Source organism: Brevundimonas sp. GCM10030266 (genome assembly GCF_042666595.1).
Classification (GTDB): Bacteria; Pseudomonadota; Alphaproteobacteria; order Caulobacterales; family Caulobacteraceae; genus Brevundimonas.
Genome location: NZ_JBHTCY010000006.1, coordinates 75,051 through 93,399 on the forward strand (window position 1 = coordinate 75,051; position 18,349 = coordinate 93,399).

An 18,349-nucleotide genomic window follows, 5' to 3' on the forward strand; every position below is an offset into this window, starting at 1 on the left:
CCTCGGGCGGCCCGGAAGCCGCCCGAGGGTCGCACCCCGGCTTACCAGGAGTAGCGCAGGCCGACCTGGAAGCTGCGGGTCGGCAGGAACTGGGCGTTCCGACGTCCGAAGTTCGGGCTGTTAAAGTCGCCCTCGAAGCCCGAGTAGTTCTCGAAGCCGAACACGTTGATGGCGTCGAAGATCAGTTCGACACGGTCGCCGAACGGCACGTCAAACGCCTTGGTCAGGCGCAGGTCAACCTGACGGAAGGCCCAGGCGTTCGGGATGATGAAGTCGTGCTTCTCGGGACGACCGCCATTCCAGCAGATGTTCGGATTGGTCTGGCTCGGGCAGTTGAAGACGTTGAACGGCAGGCCCGACCCAAGGGTCAGGATGCCCGACAGACGGAAGTCCATCGGCAGGCCGACGATGCCAGTGGCGACGATGCGGTGACGCTCGTCCTGGGCGGTCGGGAAGGTCTGCGACAGTCCGGGGCGGTTGTAGTCGAAGTCGAAGCCGGCGATGCCGCCGTCACGGCTGCCGTTACGCTCGGCCTCGGACAGGGTGTAGGCGAAGGTCATGCCCCAGTTGCTGGCGGTGTCGAACGGCTTGTCGACCGTCAGATACATGGCCTTGAACGTCTGGTGGGCGTCGTTGTTCGCGTAGAAGATCAGGTCGCGGAACTCGGGGTGACCCACGTCCACCGGGCTCGGACCGTCGAAGCGGCCACCGGTCTCGGTCAGGGCGTTGGCGATGTACCAGGCGAACAGGTTCTCGGTGCGGCCGTAAGCGAAGGTCACCGATGTCTGGAAATCGCCGAACTTCTGACGGACGCCCAGGTTGAACTGATCGGTGCGCGGCGGCTCCATGTCGTTCTTGAGCAGGAAGATTTCGCCCGAGCCCGCCACGGAATCCAGCAGCGGCTCGAGGCCTTCCGGCGTCAGGTAGATCGGGTTCCAGGCGACGGTGTTCTGACCACCACGTGGACCGCCAGCTTCCGAGAAATAGATCGTCTTATTGGCTTGGAACGGCTTGAAGCGCTCGTCGAACGAGAAGTTGAAGCCGATCCGGTCATAGTAGCGACCGGCGCCGCCGAAGACGACGGTCTGCTCGTCGCCGAAGACGTCATACGAGAAGCCGAAACGCGGCTGCCAGGCACCGGTGAAGGCGTCGCGACCATCGGTGATGTAGTCTTCCGGATTGAAGTAGGACGGGAAGTCATAGCCCGGCAGCGCCTGGATCGCCCGCAGCGTCTCGCGGATCGAGGCCGGGGTCGAGTAGTCGTTGTTCATGGCATTGTCTTCGTAATCCCAACGAAGACCGAGGTTCAGTTCCAGCTTGTCAGTGATCTGCCAGTCGTCCTGGACGTACAGGCCGAAGACGTTGTTATCGACGTCCGCCGGCGGAACATAGACGCCCAGATCGACCTGGACCGGGATGGCGCGGCTGCCGTTGATTTCCGGACGCGCGTCGACGTCGTAGGTGAACTGCGGGTTACGGCCCAGTTCCTTCTCGACAAACATGTTCTGCGCCGAGAACTTCACGCCCATTTTCAGCGTGTGCGACCCCATCCACTCAAGGTCGGTGAAGGTCAGGTCGTTTCGGAAGGTCCAATTGCGCTGGCGGATGTTCTGGTTGTTGGTGCCGCCGCCGAGCGAGAAGACGGTCGTATCGCGGTTGCCGGAGTTGAACTGGAAACCGGCCGGCGTCGGGCAGGCTGCGGTCGGCGCCTGATCATCCGGGCAGTTGTCCCGATAGATCACATAGTTCTGGCCGTAATCGTCGAAGTTCAGCGAGGTCGGGTTGTAGGTGTACTCGAAGAAGTCAATCGACGCCTCGTTCAGGAAGGTATCACCCTGATACTGGTGGCGAATGTTCAGCGACTTGGTTTCGGCATTGATCTCGTCAGCGCGCGAGAAGGCCTGGGTGCCGCCGCCGAAACGGATATCGGACTCGGTGCGGTAGGTGGCGCTGACATCCAGACGCTGGCGGTCATCGATCGACCACGACAGCTTGCCGAAGAACAGGTCTTCCTCGAACGGGGTCGAGAAGGCCCCAAACTGGTCGGCGAACAGGGGCGCGTACTCGGTGCGATTGATCGAAACGTTGCTCGCGCGGGTCTCGTCCTTGCGTTCGTAGGTGACGAAGTAGTGCAGACGATCTTCGATGATCGGACCGCCGAGCGAGATGCCGTATTGCAGTCGCTCCAGCTCCGGCTTCGCAAAGCCGCGCTCTTCCGAGATCACGTCCTGCTGGATCCAGTCCTGGTTCTGGTAGCTGACGAAGACGTCGCCGGTGAACTCGTTGGTGCCCGACCGGGTGATTGAGGTGATGATCGAGGACGAGGCCTGCTCGTACTCGGCCTTGAAGTTCTGCGAGATGACCCGGAACTCCTGCACCGCCGCCTGCGGGAAGGGGTTGCCGCGGCTGTCGTCCTGACCGGCCACGCCGCCATCGATGATGGTCGACTTCTGGTTCTGACCGTCAATGAAGACGTTGATCGCCGCCGCGCCCTGACCGCCGGCCGAGATGGTCCGCTCGGTCTCGCCTTCCGTCACCCGCACGCCCGGGGCCAAGGCGGCGAAGCTGAGGAAGTTGCGATTGATCTGGGGCAGGTTGTTGATCTGCGCCTGGCTGACGTTGGTCGCCACTTCGGGGGTGCGGACCTCGAACACGCGACGACCGGTCACGACGACCTCGCCCAGTTCGGTCGCGCCGTCGGTGGCTTCAGCGGTGGCGACGGGGGCGACATCCAGATCGAGAGTCGCCACCTGGCCCAGAGCCAGGGTGACGGTGTCGGTCGTGGTCTGGCCGTCAGCGGTGGTCACGGCGATGCGGTAGGTGCCCGGACGCAGACCGGTGAACACATAGGCGCCGTCCGCAGCGATACGGCCGCGCGTGACGTAGCCGGTGGCCGTCTCGGTCGCCAGGATGGTGCCGCCGGCCTCGGGCGCGGCGCCTTCATAGACGGTGCCCCGCAGGGTGGAGCCAGCCACCTGCGCGTTGGCGGCGCCCGCGGCGCCCAGCGCGATGGCGACGGCGAGAGCGGAGGCCGCTCCCATGTACGCCCGGTTCTTGATGCTCATCACAGTTTCTCCCCTTCAAGAGACGGTGTTTGTTTGTTGTCGGATGCCACGCCGGCGGCGCCGGTCGCGATTGGGAAAGCGATACTGGAGCCCCGCACCACCAGCTCCGGGTGCACCACCTCGCAGGCGGTGTCGGCGCTGTCGGTCGCGGGACCGATAAGACGCACCAGCCGTTCCAGGGCGTTGCGGCCCGTCTCGGCGATGTTGATCTTCAGGGTCGTCAGGGCCGGACGGACCAGCCCGGCCAGCGGGATATCGTCGAAGCCGACCATGGCGACGTCTTCGGGGACGCGCAGACCGGCGTCCTGGAAGGCCAGAAGCGCGCCGACGGCCATGTTGTCGTTGGCGGCGAAGACGGCGTCGGGGCGGTCCGCGCGACGCACCAGCGCCTCGCCGGCTTCCTGGCCCGAGGCCTTGGTGAAGCTGCCGTCCACCACCATCGTCGGCAGGCCGGCGGCGGCCATGGCTTCAAGATAGCCGGCCAGCCGGGCCTCGGCCTCGAGGTTGCCCGCCGGTCCGGCGATATGGGCGATGCGCTGGCGACCGCTGGCGATCAGATGCTCGACGGCCGCGACGGCGCCGCCGTGATTGTCCACCACGACGGAGGGACGCCCGTCCGTCGCCGCGCCGCCGTTCATCAGCAGCACCGGGGTCCGCCCGGCCAGACCCGAGGCCAGGTTGGCGGCGCCGAGATGGGGCGACAGGACGATCAGGCCATCGACGCGACCACGCATGGAGCGCAGGGCGGCCGACGCCTCGTCCGCATCATCGTGCGAGGAGGAGACGATCAGGTGATAGCCCAGGGCGCGGGCCGCGACGTCCATGCCGCGGATCAGCTCGGAGAAGAACTCGCCGTACAGGTCCGGCAGGATGACGCCGACCGCATTGGTCTTGCTGGTCGACAGGCTGCGGGCGCCGGAATGGGGGACGTACTGCAGGGCCTCGACCGCGGCCAGCACGCGCTGGCGGGTCGCCTCGGTGACCGGCCCGGCGCCGTTCAGGACACGCGACACCGACGCGACGGACACGTCCGCGCGTTGAGCGACGTCACGGATGGTCGCGGGCTTCACGCCTGACCGTCCGCGCCCGAGGGCTGCGTGGTGGAACCGAGCAAGAAAATAGTCTCCCTGAACGGCTGCTCGATCCCGGCCCGCTTCGCGCGAGTCCGTCCGTTGCTCCGTGTAACCGATTACATGACATATGAGTCACGTGCCTCGCAAGGGCCGGATTTTCGCCACAAGCGTTTCAGGGCTGCAAAATGCAGGAATTTCAGTCGACTGGAGCGCCCGGGCGCTATCGGATGCGACGATAATACGCCTCGATCAGGTCCAGCCGGTCGCTGAACGGGGTCGGTTTCGCCACCGGTCCGTCATTGGTGAACTCCAGCAGGGAATCACCCTCCCCTCCGGCCCTTGGCCACTCCGGGTGCGCCGCGCCGTTGGGCGTCCCGGTGCGGGCGAAGGTCGTCCAGTAGTCGGCCATGGCCGTCGCCTGCCGCTGGTCCATCTCCTCGGTCGGCCAAGACGAGGCCGACATGTTGTCGAAGACATAGGGGCGTTCGGAAGCATGGGTCGCCCCGGCATGGGGCTCCGGCATGGCGGCCGACACGACGTCGAAGCGATAGACATAGGCCGGATGGCCGTTGGCGGCGTGCAGCCGCGCCAGATGGCGGGCGGGCTCGTTGAACACCAGATCGCTGACGACATGGGCGCTGTAGCCGTCCTCGCCGCCGTAGGCCGCCAGGAAGGCCGCCTGCTCGTCCGGCGTCATGGCGTCGTCGATGGCGCCGTAGGGGCTGATTTCCGTGGGGCGGATCCACCAGAACTCGGCGCTGTTGGTGCCGATGATCAGCGGAACGGGCGCCTCGCGCCCCGCGGCGAAGGCGGTCTCGACGTCCTCGGAGATCAGGCCCCCGTCCTTCACCAGCACATCGCCGCCGTAGAAGCTCGGCGCCGGCGCCAGGAACCGTTCGGCCGGAATGGCGCGCAGGTCGGCGGCGGTGGCGTTCGTCAGCCCCTGCCCCGCCGCGAAGGCCACGCCCCGGTCCTGCATCGACGGATCGCCGTTGGGACGCAGTTCGGCCAGCGGCGTGCCCTGGTCCCGGCCCAGGCCGGACTGGACCACCGCCTTGTGGAACAGGCCGCGCGCGCGGGGCGAGATCATCAGCCGGGTGACCAGCGCCCCGCCGGCGGACTCGCCGAAGACGGTGACATTGGTGGAATCCCCGCCGAAGGCCGAGGCGTTGTCGCGCACCCACTCCAGCGCCGCGACCACATCCATGAAGCCGTAGTTGGCGGCGTCCTCGCCCGGCGCGCGCTCGGCCGCCAGGGCGGGGTGGTCGAAGAAGCCCAGCCGGCCCAGACGGTAGTTGATCGTCACCAGCATGACGCCCCGCCGCGCCAGATTGGCGCCGTCGTACAGCGGCGCCGTGCCCGAGCCATTGTTCAGTCCGCCGCCATGGATCCAGACCATGACCGGCAGGGGCGCGCCCGAGTGCTCGGCCGGAATCCAGACGTCCAGGTTCAGGCAGTCCTCGCTGGCCGGCAGGGGACCGACGCCCGGGTCGCCGTTCGACGGCGGCTGGATGCAGATGGCGCCCGGCGTCCCCGCGTCGCGCTCATCGGCCCATCCGGTCGCCGGAACCGGCGGGCGCCAGCGTCCCGCACCCGTCGGCGGCGCCGCATAGGGAATCCCCCGGAAGCTGTCGATGCCGTCCACCTGTCGCCCGACCAGCGTCCCCTGGGCCACCGTCACGCGAGGCTGGAGGCCGGGATCCGGGGTTTGCAGGGGAGCAGACATCAGGGCCGCCGCGAACAGTGAAGCTATCATGGCCGCCAACCTAGCCTCCCCGCCCCGCCCGGCTCAAATGACGAAGAGTTTTCCGATTAACGGTCGCGGAACCCTCGCAGGGTCAAAGCGTTACCGTATCGGAGAGTGTGGGGTTCCGGCTTGCGGGAATTGGTGAAGACAGACGGCGCGGGCGTCGATCTGGCGAGTGCGTTCGACGCCTCGCCCAATCCGTACATGTTGCTGACCCCGGACCTGCGGTTCGCGGGCATGAACCGCGCCTACCTTTCCGTCACCCAGCGCACCCGCGAGGAGCTGATGGGCGCGCCGGTGATGACGGTGTTCGACGCGGGCGGAGACGAGGCGAACGCCGCGCAACTGCTGGCCTCCTTCGAACGGGTGCGCGACACCGGTCTGCCGGACCGCATACCGGTCCTGCATTACGCCATCCCCCTGCCCGGCGTAGGCTATGTCGATCGCTACTGGAGCTGCGAGCACAGCCCGGTGTTCGATGACGCGGGCAGGCTGGCCTACATCCTTCAGCACACCAGCGACATCACCGAGCTGGAAGCCCTGAGGCGCGACGCGGCTGGCAAGGCGAACCGGCGCGGGGGCGCGGCGCTGGACGCTTTCCTGGGCGGGCAGGTCCTGCGTCGGGCCGAGGACGTACAGGCCGACAACCAGCGACTGGCGACCGAGCGCAACCAGCTGGTCGACATGTTCATGCAGGCCCCCGGCTTCGTCGCGGTGCTGGCCGGGCCGGAGCATGTCTTCCAGATGCACAATCCGGCCTACGCCCAGCTGATCGGGCATCGGGCCATCACCGGCAAGACCATCCGCGACGCCCTGCCCGAACTGGCGGGACAGGGATATTACGAGTTTCTGGACAACGTCTTCGCCACCGGAGAGCCGCATGAGGGCCGGGCCAGCCGGGTGCAGTTGCGGCATACGCCCGACGCGCCGCTGGAGACGGTCTATCTGAACTTCATCTACCAGCCGATCCGTGACAGCGCGGGCAAGGTGGCGGGCATCTTCGTGCAGGGACACGACGTCACCGACACCATCCTGGCCGCCGACCGTCAGAAGCTGATGATCGACGAACTGAACCACCGGGTGAAGAACACCCTGGCCACGGTCCAGTCGATCGCCATGCAGACGGCGCGCTCGCACACCGACCCTGCCTCCTTCGCCGCGAGTTTCCAGGCGCGGCTGATGGCCCTGTCGCACACCCACGACCTGCTGACCCGCAGCCACTGGGAAGGCGCCGACCTGCGCGCCATTCTGGAGCACGAGACCGAGGCGCACGGCGCCCATCGCATCAGCCTGAACGGTCCGGCGGTGGCGCTGGGACCGGCGACGGCCCTGTCGCTGGGCATGATCTTCCACGAACTGGCGACCAACGCCGCCAAATACGGCGCCCTGTCCGGGCCGGACGGGCGGGTGCTGGTCGACTGGTCCCTCGCCGACCTGAACGCGCCGAAACTGCATCTGATGTGGCGCGAGCTGGACGGGCCGCCCGTCAGCGCGCCCACGCGCCGGGGCTTCGGCAGCCGGCTGATCGAACGCAACGTCCGCCATGATCTGGCAGGCGAGGTGAAACTTGACTACGCCGCCGCGGGCTTTACCGCGGAATTCATGGTTCCGCTGGACCGGGAGAACACGAATGACTGACGCCCTCTCGGGACGCCGGGTGCTGATCGTCGAGGACGAGTCCCTGGTCGCCATGCTGCTGGAGACCATTCTCGAGGACATGGGCTGCCTACCCGTGGGCCCGGCCTCCAACATCGACGAGGGCCTGGCCCTGGCGACCGGCGACGACACGCTCGACGCCGCCCTCCTGGACGTCAATGTGGCGGGCCGTCAGGTCTTCCCGGTGGCGCAGGCGCTCAAGGACCGGGGCGTGCCCTTCGTCTTCTCGACCGGCTATGGCGAGGGCGGCCTGCCCGACGAATGGCGCGGCCAGCGCACGATCCAGAAACCCTTCACCGAAGCCGCCGTGCTTGAGGCGCTGATGGCGGCGATGGGGGTAGAAAGGGGCTAGGCGCGAGGTTTCGGGTTCCAGGTGAAATCACCCTGAAACCTGGAACCTGGAACCCAGAACCTTCAGAACGGCCCGCGCCGCATTATGCCCCGGCGCGCCCGTCACCCCACCGCCGGGATGGGCGCCGGAGCCGCACAGGTAGAGGCCCGGGACCGGCATCCGGTAGGCGGCGTGGCCCAGCACCGGGCGGGCGCTGAACAGCTGGTCCAGCGTCAGGCGGCCGTGGAAGATGTCGCCGCCGACCAGACCGAAGCGCCGCTCCAGATCGCGCGGCCCCAGCGCCAGCCGCCCAATCACCGAGGCCTTGAAGCCGGGGGCGTGCCTGTCGACCGTATCGATCATCAAATCCGCCACCGTGTCGCGGTGGTCGTCCGCCAGATCGGGCGAAACGTGCTGGCAGAACAGGCTGGCGACATGCTGTCCGGGCGGGGCCAGGCTGTCGTCCAGCGTCGAGGGGATCAGCATCTCGACGATGGGCTCGCGCGACCAGCCGTCCAGCCGGGCGCTGGCGTGGGCGCGGTCCATATAGGCCAGCGACGGCGCGATGATGATGCCCGCCGTCAGGTGATCGCCCCGCCCCGGCAGGCTGGTGAAGTTCGGTAGCGCCGAGAGGTGCACATTCATGCGGAAGGTGCCCGAGCCGGACTGGTAGCCGCCGATCCGGGCGCGGAAATCGGCGGGGACCACGGCGTCATCCACCAGCCGCTCGAACAGCAGGCGCGGATGCAGGTTGGAGACCACGGCGCGGGCGCGGACGATGTCGCCGCCTTCCGTCACCGCCCCGACCGCCCGGCCCTTCTCGGTCAGCACCTCGGTCACCGGTGTGTCGAGCCGGATTTCGACGCCCAGTTCGGCGCAGGCCTTCGCCATGGCCTGGGTGATCGCCCCCATGCCCCCGACGGCGTGGCCCCAGGCGCCCTTCTTGCCGTTCACCTCGCCGAAGACGTGGTGCAGCAGCACATAGGCCGACCCCGGCGTATAGGGGCTGCCATAGGCGCCGACGATGCTGTCGAAGCCGAACAGGGCCTTGATCGGGTCGCTCTCGAACCAGCCGTCCAGCCAGTCGCCCGCCGATTTGGTGAACAGGTCCAGCAGGTCACGGCGCCCCTCGACGTCCAGCGCCAGCCCCTGCCGCGCCAGAGCCGTCGCACTGGCCAGTTCAGGCAACTGGGCCAGCCAGCCGCCCTCGGTCAGGTTCGGCGGGGCCTTCAGGATCCAGTCGCGCAGGATGGCGGCCACGACCTCCAGCCGCCGCTCGTATTCCGGCAGGCGCTCGGCGTCGCGCGTCGAGAATTTCGCCACCTGCGCTTGCGTCCGCCCCTCCCCGGCCAGCAGGTAGCGGCCGTCGTCGAAGGGCAGGAAGTTGGACGCCCGACGCTCGACCACCCGCAGGCCGTGACGCGGCAAGTCCATGTCGGCGATGACCTTCGGATTCAGCAGGCTGACGGTGTAGCTGGCGGTCGAGTTGCGGAAGCCGGGATGGAATTCCTCGGTCACCGCCGCCCCGCCGACCACATGCCGCCGCTCCAGCACCGTCACCTTCAGCCCGGCCTTCGCCAGATAGAAGGCGCAGACGAGGCCGTTATGCCCGCCGCCCAGAATGACGACATCCGTGGTCGTGGTGGTCATGCGCCGTTTCTCTCCCCGCGCAGACGATGGCATGCCCGGCTGACAGGCTCCAGCGCCGTAAACCTCCATGCAACCAGAGATATGGCAGAATGCCGCAGGTTCGGACTACAGTCCGGGTCCAAGGTCCGGGGCGCCTCGTGCATCACGATCATCATCTGATCTATCCGCTGCTGTCGGCTGTCGTCGCGATCTGCGGCTCGTGGACGGCCCTCGACCTGTTCCGGCGCGCCCGCACCCACGACGGCCAGACGCGGTTCCAGTGGATCGGCCTGTCGGCCATCGCCATGGGCGTCAGCATCTGGTCGATGCATTTCGTGGCCATGCTGGGCTTCAATCCCGGGGCGCCTGTCTCCTACGATCCCGCGCGCACCCTCGGCTCCCTCGCGCTCGCGGTGGCCGGCACCGCCTTCGCCTTCGCCTTCAGCGGCGGCCCGACCGCGCGGCTGGGCCGTCAGCTGGGCGGCGGCGCCCTGATGGGAGTCAGCGTCGGCGGGATGCACTACCTCGGCATGTCGGCGATCCGCAGCACGGTGCAGATCCACTACGATCCGGTCTGGGTGGCGGCTTCGGTTGTCGTGGCCTTCCTCGCCTCCTTCGCCGCCCTCGTCGCCGTGCGCCGGAACTCGCGCGCCATATGGCAGGCGGGCGCCGCGGTGCTGCTGGGCGCGGGCGTGGTGGCCATGCACTACACCGCCATGGGCGCGGTTGGCCTGACCCACGACGGCAGCCATCACATGACGCCCGGCATGCCGCCGCTCTATCTGGCCTTCGCCGTCGCCGGCCTGACCCTGCTGCTGCTCTTCCTCGCCCTCGGCGCCAGCCTGATGGACCAGCGCCAGGTGCTGTCCATGGCCCTGCGGGCCGGTCGGCTGGGCTATTGGGAGATGGACATTCCGCGCCGTCGGCTGTCGCTCAGCGAGCAAGCGCGCGGCCTGATGGGCTTTGAACCGAGCGAGCCCTTCGAGCAGTCGATGGTGCCTGCCCGGCTGACCATCGAGAGCGCCGCGCGTCGGCAGGCGGCGCTGGAGCGATCGATCAGGGACGGCGCCGACTATGAGGTCGACTATGAGCTGCTGGACGGTCGCTGGCTGGAGGTGCGCGGCCTGATGACCCTGGACGGCGCGGGCCACCCCCTGCGGCTGGTCGGCACCATCCAGGACGTGACCTCGCACCGGATCGCCTTCCAGGCGCTGGCCCGCAGCGAGGCCCGCCAGCGAATCCTGATCAATGAACTGAACCACCGGGTGAAGAACACCCTGGCCACGGTGCTGTCGATCGCCACCCTGACCGCGCGCCGCTCGGACGACGTGCAGGCCTTCGCTAAGGCCTTCCAGGCGCGGCTGCTGTCGTTGTCGGCGACCCACAATCTGCTGACCGCCGAGGGCTGGCAGCAGGCCCGGCTGAGCGATGTCTTCCGCGCCGAGTTCGGCCACTACAACGACGATCAGGTCGTGCTGGAGGGGCAGGAGATCCTGCTGGGGTCGGAGAACGTCCTGACGCTGGGTCTGATCGCCCACGAACTGGCCACCAACGCCGCCAAATACGGCGCCCTGAGCCGTCCGGAGGGCCGGGTCAAGGTGCGCTGGCGCGTCGCCGGCGACACCCTTTCGATAGAGTGGCGCGAGCACGGCGGCCCGCCGGTGCGCCCGCCCGAACGCAAGGGCTTCGGCTCGCGCCTGATCGCCTCCAGCGCCACCGGTTCGGAGTTCCGCTATCCGGAGACCGGCTTCGAGGCCGACATCACGATGCGGCTGTTCGAACGTCGAACCGACATCCCGGAGTTGCCGGTTCCGGCGCTGGCGGGATTCTAGGCCTGACGCCTCAGACCGCCAGCGCCAGCGCCGGGTCAGCCCGCATCCGCTCCAGATCGCGGCCCGGCGGATGGCCGTAGAGGCGGGCGTATTCGCGGCTGAACTGGGAGGGGCTGTCGTAGCCGACGGCGAAGCCCACGCCCGCCACGTCACGTCCCTGCGCCAGCAGACGATGCCGGGCCTCCTGCAGGCGGATCTGCTTCTGGTACTGCAGCGGGCTCATGGCCGTGACGGCCTTGAAGTGGCGGTGCAGCGAGGTCTCGCTCATCCCCGCCACCTCGGCCAGACGGTCGATCCGCATCGGCTCGGCGTAGTGGTGACGCAGCCAGCGGATGGCCCGCTTCACCTGCGCCTGCCGCCCGTCCATCGCCGCCAGCTGGCGCATCATCCCGGCCCGCTCGCCGCGCAGCAGCCGCCAGACCAGCTCGCGGTGGATCATGGGCGCCATGACCCGCGCCTCCTCCGGTCGTTCCAGCAGGCGGACCAGACGGATCACCACGTCGATCAGGTCCTCGTCCATGTCGCTGACCGCCAGCCCCCGCACCGGGGCGGCCACGGGGATCGCCCCTTCGCTCTCCAGAAGCAGTTCGGTGATGGTGGCCGGGTCCAGCGGCACGCCGATGGCCAGATAAGGCGCTGCGATCACCCGCCCGCTGACCGGCAGGTCGTCCGTCACCACCAGAAACTGCCCGGCGCGATAGGGATAGCTTTCCGATCCCAGCGTCGTCGTCTTGGCCCCGTCGAGGATCAGGCAGACCATGGCCTCATAGACCACCTGCTGGGCCTCGGTGACCGTGGTGCTGGCGATCAGATGGACGCCCGCGCCGGTCATGGGGCCGACGCCCTCGGGCGACTCCTCTCCCATATGGGTGCGGACAAGACTGGCGAGTTCGGGCAAGCGGCTCATGGGAACATTCAAGCCCTGTCTGGACGCACCCGCAAGCACGACCACAGCCGACTGGGAGGATTGTGCAAGAGACTGGTGCGATCCGTCTACGGCTCCGGCGGGGCGGCGGCGCATACCGGGGCTCCCAACCAAGGAGACTTCCCATGACCTCCACTTCTTCTCGCGTCTGGTTCGTCACCGGCGCCTCGCGCGGCCTCGGCGCCGCCATCGTCCGCACCCTGCTGAAGGCCGGCGAGCGCGTCGCCGCCACCGCCCGCAAGCGCGACGCCCTGACCGCCGCCTTCGGCGCCGACAGCGACGCCCTGCTCAGCCTGTCGCTGGATGTGACCGACCCGGCCGCCGTCCAGACCGCGGTCGCCTCCGCCGAGGAGTATTTCGGCCGCATCGACGTGCTGGTGAACAACGCCGGCTACGGCGACCTGTCCCTGTTCGAGGAATCGACCGCCGAGGACGTCCGCGCCCAGTACGAGACCAATGTCTTCGGCCTGATGCATGTGACCCGCGCGGTCCTGCCGGGCATGCGCGCCCAGCGCTCGGGCCGCATCTTCAACGTCTCGTCGGTCGGCGGCATCGTCGGCGGCGCCAGCGGGACGCTGTACTGCGCCTCCAAGTTCGCGGTGGAGGGCTTCAGCGAGTCCCTGTCGCAGGAAGTCGCCCCGTTCGGCATCCACGCCACCATCGTCGAGCCGGGCTTCTTCCGCACCGACTTCCTTGAGGCGACCTCGGTCAAGCACGGCTCCAACCCCATCGCCGACTACGCCGAGACCTCGGCGGCGCTGAAGGCCTTCTACGACAGCCGCAGCCAGAACCAGGCAGGCGATCCGGCCAAGCTGGCCCGGGCCCTGATCACCCTGGCCGACGCCGAAAACCCGCCGGTCCGCTGGTGCGCGGGGACGGACGCTCTGGGCATGGTCCAGTCCAAGATCGACAGCCTGCAGGCCGAGCTGGACGCCTGGCGCGACCTGTCCGCCGGCACCAACGGCGACTTCGAGTTCCGCGAGGAAACCGGCTCGAGCAACTGGGGCTGATCCGGAGGTCCGGGCGGCGGGCGACAGTCCGCCGCCTCAGGGCCGGTCACGCGGCTCCACCTCCGGCCAGCGGACGATGGACACCAGAACGATCGAGATGATCATCAGCAGGAACCAGCTGCCCAGCTTCTCCAGCCCGACCATCTCCCAGCCCGCCTGCTGTCCCGGATAGGTCCAGGCCTGCGCCAGCGTCCCGAGGTTCTCGGCGAACCAGATGAACAGGGCGACCAGCAGATAGCCGAGCAGCAACGGCATCCGGCGTCGTCTCCGGTCGGTGGTGAACCAGAACCAGCCGCGCCCGAAGATCAGGACCGTGGCCGCAAACAGCGCGAGCCGCACATCCGGCAGCCAGTGGTGCGCGAAGAAGTTGATGTAGATCGCCGCCGCCAGCACCGCCGTCAGCCAGAACGGCGGATAGCCGCGCACCCGGATGTGAAACACCCGCTGGACGCGCGCGATATAGCTGCCCACGGCCGCATACATGAAGCCCGAGAACAGGGGCACGGCGCCGATCCGCAGTACCGAGTCCTCGGGATAGATCCACGAGCCGTGGGCGGTCTTGAACAGCTCCATCACCGTCCCGGCGATGTGAAACATCAGGATGACGACGGCCTCGTCCCGCCCCTCCAGCTTCAGGGCCAGCATGCCGATCTGGATGGCCACCGCGCCCACGACCAGAAAGTCATAGCGCGAGATGGGCGCGGTCTCGGGCCACAGCAGGAAGGTGCCCACGATGAGCACCAGCATCAGCCCGCCGAACAGGCAGGCCCAGCCCTGCTTCAGCCCGAACCACAGGAACTCATAGGTGGCCCCGCGCCAGGGCGAGCGGTCGGCCCACGCCTCCGCCCGCGTCAGCCATCGACGGCCGAGGGCTTCGAGCGGAAGAGACGGGGGCGAGGTCATGCCCGCAGGCTAGACGGCCTCAGCGGCGGTCGCCCGTGGAGATTTGGTGCACGAAACGTGCAGCCTCACCCCCGCCCGCGATAGGTCGGCACGCCCTGATCGGGCAGCCACAGGCCGTCCGGGGCCGGGCCGGTTTGCCAGAAGACGTCAATCGGGATGCCGCCGCGCGGATACCAGTAGCCGCCGATGCGCAGCCATTTCGGCTGCAGCAGGTCGGCCAGACGCTTGCCGATGGCCACGGTGCAGTCCTCGTGGAAGGCGCCGTGGTTGCGGAAGCTGGTCAGGTAAAGCTTCAGGCTCTTGCTCTCGACCAGCCAGTCGCCCGGCGCATAGTCGATGACGATGTGGGCGAAGTCCGGCTGGCCGGTGACGGGGCACAGGCTGGTGAACTCCGGCGCCGTGAAGCGCGCGAGGTAAAGGGTGTCCGCATGCGGGTTGGGCACCCGCTCCAGCACGGCGGTTTCCGGGCTGGTCGGTGCGGCGATCTGCTGGCCCAGCTGGTGCAGGCCCGAGGTGTCGGTGGTCATGGCTTGGCTCTAGCGATTTCGGCGGCGTCCGTCACGCCGCCAGCGGGGCGACGCCCCGGAAGGGGTCATCAAGGCTGGGCTGCGGCTGGGTGAACCACTTCGTCCCCTCGGCGGTCATGTGGAAATGGTCCTCCAGCCGGATGCCGAACTTGCCGGGCACCACGATCATCGGCTCGTTGGAGAAGCACATGCCGATGTCCAGCAGGGTCTGATCCCCGCGCACCAGATTGGGCGCCTCATGGATGTCCAGACCGATGCCGTGGCCGGTCCGGTGGGGCGTGCCGGGCACCTGATAGTCGGGGCCCAGTCCGCTGGACTTCAGGAACACCCGGACGGCGGCGTCCACCGCCTCGCAGGGTTCGCCCAACCGGGCCGCATCGAACGCCGCCGCCTGCGCCGCATGCTCCAGCTCCCAGATGCGCCGCACCTCGGGCGTGGGCTCGCCGAAGACATAGGTCCGGGTGATGTCGGCGTTGTAGCCGTCCAGCGCGCAGCCGGTGTCGATCAGGACGACATCGCCCTCCTTCAGCTCGGGATCGCCTTCCCCGCCGTGTGGCAGTGAGGTGTCTACGCCGAAGGAGGCGATGCAGAAGGTGTTGCCGCCGTCGGCGCCCAGCGCCCGGTGTTGCTGGTCGAGGAAGGCCGCGATGTCCGATCCGCGCATTCCGGCCTGCAGGTTGGCGTGGGTCCGCCGGTGCGCCTCCAGCGTCAGGGCCTTGGCGCGGGTCATCAGGGCGATCTCGGTCGCGGACTTGCGCGCCCGCAGCGGGGTGATCAGCGCATTGGCGCCGCGCAGCCGCTCGACCCCCAGCGCCTCGGCCAGTCCCAGCCAGGCGAAGACCGGCGCCTGCTCGTCGACCGCCAGCACCCCGGTCGGCACGGCGTCGGCGACCAGCGCATAGGGGCTCTCATGCTCCTCCCAGGTCAGGAACTCCCCCGGCACGCCGATGGAGCCGCCCACCTTGTCCAGCTCGAAGGCCGGGCAGATCCAGGTCAGCGGCTTTCCGGGCCGGACCAGCGCCGCGATCATCCGCTCGGACCGTCCCCAGATCAGGCCGGTGAAATAGCGCAGGCTGGTGGTCGCATCGATCAGCACCGCCGCCACCCCCTGCGCCTCCATCGCGGCCTCCAGCCGGGCCAGCCGCTGACGGCGTTCCTGCAGGGTGATCGGCGGCGGGTTCATGGGGCGGTCTCACGGGGAACGGAACGGCTTGCCTGTCGCCGCCACGCCGGGGCATGAGGGGCGCAGGAATCTGTCGGGGGACATAGAGACATGGGTCGGGGTTTTCAAAGGCGGGGACTGACCTTGGCCGCGGGGCTGGTCGCTGTGCTGGTCGCCGGAGCGGCGCAGGCGCAGGCGAGAGGCGGCCAGGCCTGGTACATGATCGAGCCGAATGGGCAGCGCTATGTGGTCAACCCGAATTGGGGCGAAACCCTGAGCCTCGACTTCCCGGCTACCGCCCTCGAGGCCGGCGTCAGCCGCGGGCGTGCCGCCATCGACTGCGCCATTCGCCCCGACGGAGGTTTGACCGACTGCCGCGTGACCGAGGAAACCCCGGGCGACCTCGGGCTGGGACGCCTGACCCTTGATGCTGCATCGCGAGCGCGGGTGAACAACCTGGACCCTGAAGGGCCCGGGGATCTTCGCGTCAAATTCGCCGCCAATTTCGTCGCCCCGCCCCCTGCCGTCCGCTTCGAGAACGCCGGCGCGCCACCGGTCATCACCGCCTCGCCCCCGCAACCGGTGGGCATCCCTCAGCCCCGCTTGACCCTTGTCACCATGCCCGCCTGGGCGCGCATGCCGCGTGGAGTCCTGCCGGAGCAGGCGGCGGCCCGCGGACTGACCGACGCCTTCGCCGGTCTCAGATGTCGTCTGGAGCCGAACGGCGCCCTGTCCGAGTGCGTCGTCCTGAGCGAGAGCACGCCCGGCCTCGGTTTGGGTGACGCGGCCCTGGCCGCAGCCCGTGTCGCCCGAGCCTCGCCCCGGACTGTGGACGGCGCCGCGCGCCGCGCCGAAGTCCTCGTCTGGGTGCCGATCGACCGCGCACCGGCAGCCGGCAAATGATCTCCGTGCTTCTGCCGGGCTTCCTCGATCCACGCCGCCCGGAAGCGGACGGGGAGAACAGAACCATGCATCGCTCCCTTCAGGCCGTGATCACCGCCGCGCTTCTGCTCGCGGCGCCCCCCGCCTTCGCCCAGAACGCTCTCGACAAGCCGTTTGACCACCGACTGGAAGCGCCCGCCGCACTGCCCCCAAGCTCGCCGCCGCCGGTCGTCACCGATCCGGAATGGGACACGCCCCCGACGCCCGATGCGCCCTCGGAGTACGAGACCCGGCGCGATCGGGTAGTGTTCAACTGCGGCTTCCTCCCGGATGGCCAGCTGTCCGACTGCCAGACGGTCACCCCGCACCCCTTCAATGCGGATATGGCCCGGATCATCACTGGCCGACGCCGCCTGTCCGCGCGAACGGTCGCAGCGGCCCATCCCGATGCGCGTGTTGTGTTCGAAGCCACGGCCGCCGAACTTTACATGCCGCCTGTGATCACCAGCCCTCCGGTAATGACCCGCCCCAACATCCCGCCGGTGATCACCGTGCCCTAGGGCCACTGAGCGTTTTCCGGTTTGCCTTCCCCGGGGACAGCCCGCTATCCGTAGCGAAAGACAACCCGGGGAAACGTCATGGCCATTCCGGCTTCGCTTCAAAAAGGTCTCAAGCTGCCGGTCATCGCGGCGCCGATGTTCCTGGTCTCCGGACCGGATCTGGTGGTCGAGACCTGCAACGCGGGGGCCATCGGCACCTTCCCGTCGCTGAACCAGCGCACCACCGAGGGCTATCGGGAGTGGCTGCATGAGATCAAGGGCCGGCTGAACCCCGACGCCGCCGCCTTCGGCGTGAACCACATCGTCCACCCGACCAATCCGCGCCTGATGGCCGACATGATGGTCTCGGTGGAGGAGAAGGTGCCGCTGATCATCACCTCGCTGGGCGCGGTGCGTGACGTGGTCGATGCGGTGCACGGCTACGGCGGTCTGGTCTTTCACGACATCGCCAACGTCCGCCACGCCCGCAAGGCGGCGGAAGCGGGCGTGGACGGCCTGATCCTGGTCGCCAACGGCGCCGGCGGCCACGCGGGCATCGTCAATCCGTTCGCGCTGGTGGAAGAGGTGCGCGGCTTCTTCGACGGGACCATCATCCTGTCGGGCTGCCTGTCCACCGGCTCGGACGTCGCCGCCGCCCTGATGATGGGCGCCGACTTCGCCTACATGGGCACCCGCTTCATCAACACGACCGAGAGCACCGCCCAGGCCCAGTACAAGGACATGATCATCGACTCGGGCTCGGCGGACATCGTCCACACCCCGGCGGTGTCGGGGATCCCGGCCAACTTCATGGTCAAGTCGCTGGTCGAGAACGGCATCGATCCGAAGACCCTGCCCGAGCACAAGCTGGACATGGCCGACGAGGCCAAGGCGTGGAAGACCGTCTGGTCCGCCGGTCAGGGCGCGGGCGCGATCCACGACATCCTGCCCGCCGGCCAGCTGGTCGGCCGCCTCCGCGACGAATTCGCTCAGGCCACGGAACGGTTCGCCAAAAAGACCGCGTTCGTCTAGGAACTCCGCGCGCCCGGGACCTGATCGGTTAAGGAG

General features: G+C 68.4%; 15 protein-coding genes. 7 read left to right on the plus strand and 8 right to left on the minus strand.

Annotation, left to right across the window (positions count from 1 at the left end; all coding sequences use genetic code 11):
* Positions 1–41 precede the first annotated feature (41 nt).
* From ACFQQC_RS17570 to ACFQQC_RS17580, 3 genes are all read right to left on the minus strand, one after another.
* On the minus strand, positions 42–3,065 hold the full coding sequence (locus ACFQQC_RS17570; RefSeq protein WP_376863842.1) for a TonB-dependent receptor domain-containing protein: 3,024 nt from the start codon (positions 3,063–3,065) through the stop codon (positions 42–44).
* Entirely contained in the window at positions 3,065–4,135 is a 1,071-nt protein-coding gene (locus tag ACFQQC_RS17575) for a LacI family DNA-binding transcriptional regulator (RefSeq protein ID WP_376863843.1), read from the minus strand. Before ACFQQC_RS17575 ends, ACFQQC_RS17570 begins: the two co-directional genes overlap by 1 nt.
* Positions 4,136–4,358: 223 nt before the next feature.
* Positions 4,359–5,894 carry a carboxylesterase/lipase family protein gene (locus tag ACFQQC_RS17580; protein WP_376863844.1) on the minus strand — a complete coding sequence of 512 codons (1,536 nt, stop codon included), beginning with the start codon at positions 5,892–5,894 and terminating at the stop codon, positions 4,359–4,361.
* Positions 5,895–6,014: 120 nt separating this feature from the next.
* On the opposite strand from ACFQQC_RS17580, the gene ACFQQC_RS17585 reads away from it, so the two are divergent.
* Together ACFQQC_RS17585 and ACFQQC_RS17590 are read left to right on the plus strand one after the other, a co-directional pair.
* Positions 6,015–7,523, plus strand: coding sequence for a sensor histidine kinase (locus tag ACFQQC_RS17585; protein WP_376863845.1), 1,509 nt, complete (start codon positions 6,015–6,017; stop codon positions 7,521–7,523).
* The gene (locus tag ACFQQC_RS17590) at positions 7,516–7,893 is read left to right on the plus strand and encodes a response regulator (RefSeq protein ID WP_376863846.1); all 378 of its coding nucleotides are present in this window, start codon (positions 7,516–7,518) and stop codon (positions 7,891–7,893) included. The genes ACFQQC_RS17585 and ACFQQC_RS17590 overlap by 8 nt, the downstream gene beginning before the upstream one ends.
* A gap of 27 nt (positions 7,894–7,920) precedes the next feature.
* On the opposite strand, the gene ACFQQC_RS17595 is transcribed toward ACFQQC_RS17590, so the two are convergent.
* Positions 7,921–9,522: a phytoene desaturase family protein gene (locus ACFQQC_RS17595; RefSeq protein ID WP_376863847.1), complete on the minus strand. Its 1,602-nt coding sequence runs from the start codon at positions 9,520–9,522 to the stop codon at positions 7,921–7,923.
* Positions 9,523–9,659: 137 nt separating this feature from the next.
* Between ACFQQC_RS17595 and ACFQQC_RS17600 the strand changes: the two genes are divergently transcribed.
* Complete coding sequence (locus ACFQQC_RS17600; RefSeq protein ID WP_376863848.1) at positions 9,660–11,333, plus strand: MHYT domain-containing protein; 1,674 nt, start codon at positions 9,660–9,662, stop codon at positions 11,331–11,333.
* A 10-nt stretch (positions 11,334–11,343) separates the two neighbouring features.
* Here the strand turns inward: ACFQQC_RS17600 and ACFQQC_RS17605 are convergent, their stop codons facing one another.
* Positions 11,344–12,240, minus strand: a complete 897-nt coding sequence (locus ACFQQC_RS17605; RefSeq protein ID WP_376863849.1) for an AraC family transcriptional regulator N-terminal domain-containing protein — start codon at positions 12,238–12,240, stop codon at positions 11,344–11,346.
* A gap of 143 nt (positions 12,241–12,383) precedes the next feature.
* Here ACFQQC_RS17605 and ACFQQC_RS17610 point away from each other — a divergent pair, with 143 nt between their 5' ends.
* Positions 12,384–13,268: an oxidoreductase gene (locus tag ACFQQC_RS17610; RefSeq protein WP_376863850.1), complete on the plus strand. Its 885-nt coding sequence runs from the start codon at positions 12,384–12,386 to the stop codon at positions 13,266–13,268.
* 36 nt (positions 13,269–13,304) lie between these two features.
* Here ACFQQC_RS17610 and ACFQQC_RS17615 read toward each other — a convergent pair whose 3' ends face one another.
* The 3 genes from ACFQQC_RS17615 to ACFQQC_RS17625 all read right to left on the minus strand — a co-directional run bounded on the left by ACFQQC_RS17615 (position 13,305) and on the right by ACFQQC_RS17625 (position 15,881).
* On the minus strand, positions 13,305–14,171 hold the full coding sequence (locus ACFQQC_RS17615) for a DUF817 domain-containing protein (RefSeq protein WP_376863852.1): 867 nt from the start codon (positions 14,169–14,171) through the stop codon (positions 13,305–13,307).
* A gap of 65 nt (positions 14,172–14,236) precedes the next feature.
* Positions 14,237–14,698: a preQ(1) synthase gene (queF, locus tag ACFQQC_RS17620; protein ID WP_376863853.1), complete on the minus strand. Its 462-nt coding sequence runs from the start codon at positions 14,696–14,698 to the stop codon at positions 14,237–14,239.
* A 31-nt stretch (positions 14,699–14,729) separates the two neighbouring features.
* On the minus strand, positions 14,730–15,881 hold the full coding sequence (locus ACFQQC_RS17625) for a M24 family metallopeptidase (protein ID WP_376863854.1): 1,152 nt from the start codon (positions 15,879–15,881) through the stop codon (positions 14,730–14,732).
* Positions 15,882–16,004: 123 nt separating this feature from the next.
* Between ACFQQC_RS17625 and ACFQQC_RS17630 the strand changes: the two genes are divergently transcribed.
* The 3 genes from ACFQQC_RS17630 (at position 16,005) to ACFQQC_RS17640 (ending at position 18,313) form a co-directional block, all read left to right on the plus strand.
* Entirely contained in the window at positions 16,005–16,763 is a 759-nt protein-coding gene (locus ACFQQC_RS17630) for a hypothetical protein (RefSeq protein ID WP_376863855.1), read from the plus strand.
* A 65-nt stretch (positions 16,764–16,828) separates the two neighbouring features.
* A complete protein-coding gene (locus ACFQQC_RS17635) occupies positions 16,829–17,302 on the plus strand; it encodes a hypothetical protein (RefSeq protein WP_376863856.1) in 474 nt (157 codons plus the stop codon).
* Between the two features lie 78 nt (positions 17,303–17,380).
* Entirely contained in the window at positions 17,381–18,313 is a 933-nt protein-coding gene (locus ACFQQC_RS17640; protein WP_376863857.1) for an NAD(P)H-dependent flavin oxidoreductase, read from the plus strand.
* The last annotated feature ends 36 nt before the right edge of the window (positions 18,314–18,349 follow it).

Excerpts from the sequence above, each read along its gene's own strand:
- ACFQQC_RS17615 (WP_376863852.1), bottom strand. The coding sequence starts at position 14,171 with ATGACCTCGCCCCCGTCTCTTCCGCTCGAAGCCCTCGGCCGTCGATGG.
- queF (WP_376863853.1), bottom strand. The coding sequence starts at position 14,698 with ATGACCACCGACACCTCGGGCCTGCACCAGCTGGGCCAGCAGATCGCC.
- ACFQQC_RS17640 (WP_376863857.1), top strand. The coding sequence starts at position 17,381 with ATGGCCATTCCGGCTTCGCTTCAAAAAGGTCTCAAGCTGCCGGTCATC.
- ACFQQC_RS17635 (WP_376863856.1), top strand. The coding sequence starts at position 16,829 with ATGCATCGCTCCCTTCAGGCCGTGATCACCGCCGCGCTTCTGCTCGCG.
- ACFQQC_RS17570 (WP_376863842.1), bottom strand. The coding sequence starts at position 3,065 with ATGAGCATCAAGAACCGGGCGTACATGGGAGCGGCCTCCGCTCTCGCC.
- ACFQQC_RS17610 (WP_376863850.1), top strand. The coding sequence starts at position 12,384 with ATGACCTCCACTTCTTCTCGCGTCTGGTTCGTCACCGGCGCCTCGCGC.
- ACFQQC_RS17605 (WP_376863849.1), bottom strand. The coding sequence starts at position 12,240 with ATGAGCCGCTTGCCCGAACTCGCCAGTCTTGTCCGCACCCATATGGGA.
- ACFQQC_RS17580 (WP_376863844.1), bottom strand. The coding sequence starts at position 5,894 with ATGATAGCTTCACTGTTCGCGGCGGCCCTGATGTCTGCTCCCCTGCAA.
- ACFQQC_RS17590 (WP_376863846.1), top strand. The coding sequence starts at position 7,516 with ATGACTGACGCCCTCTCGGGACGCCGGGTGCTGATCGTCGAGGACGAG.
- ACFQQC_RS17595 (WP_376863847.1), bottom strand. The coding sequence starts at position 9,522 with ATGACCACCACGACCACGGATGTCGTCATTCTGGGCGGCGGGCATAAC.
- ACFQQC_RS17625 (WP_376863854.1), bottom strand. The coding sequence starts at position 15,881 with ATGAACCCGCCGCCGATCACCCTGCAGGAACGCCGTCAGCGGCTGGCC.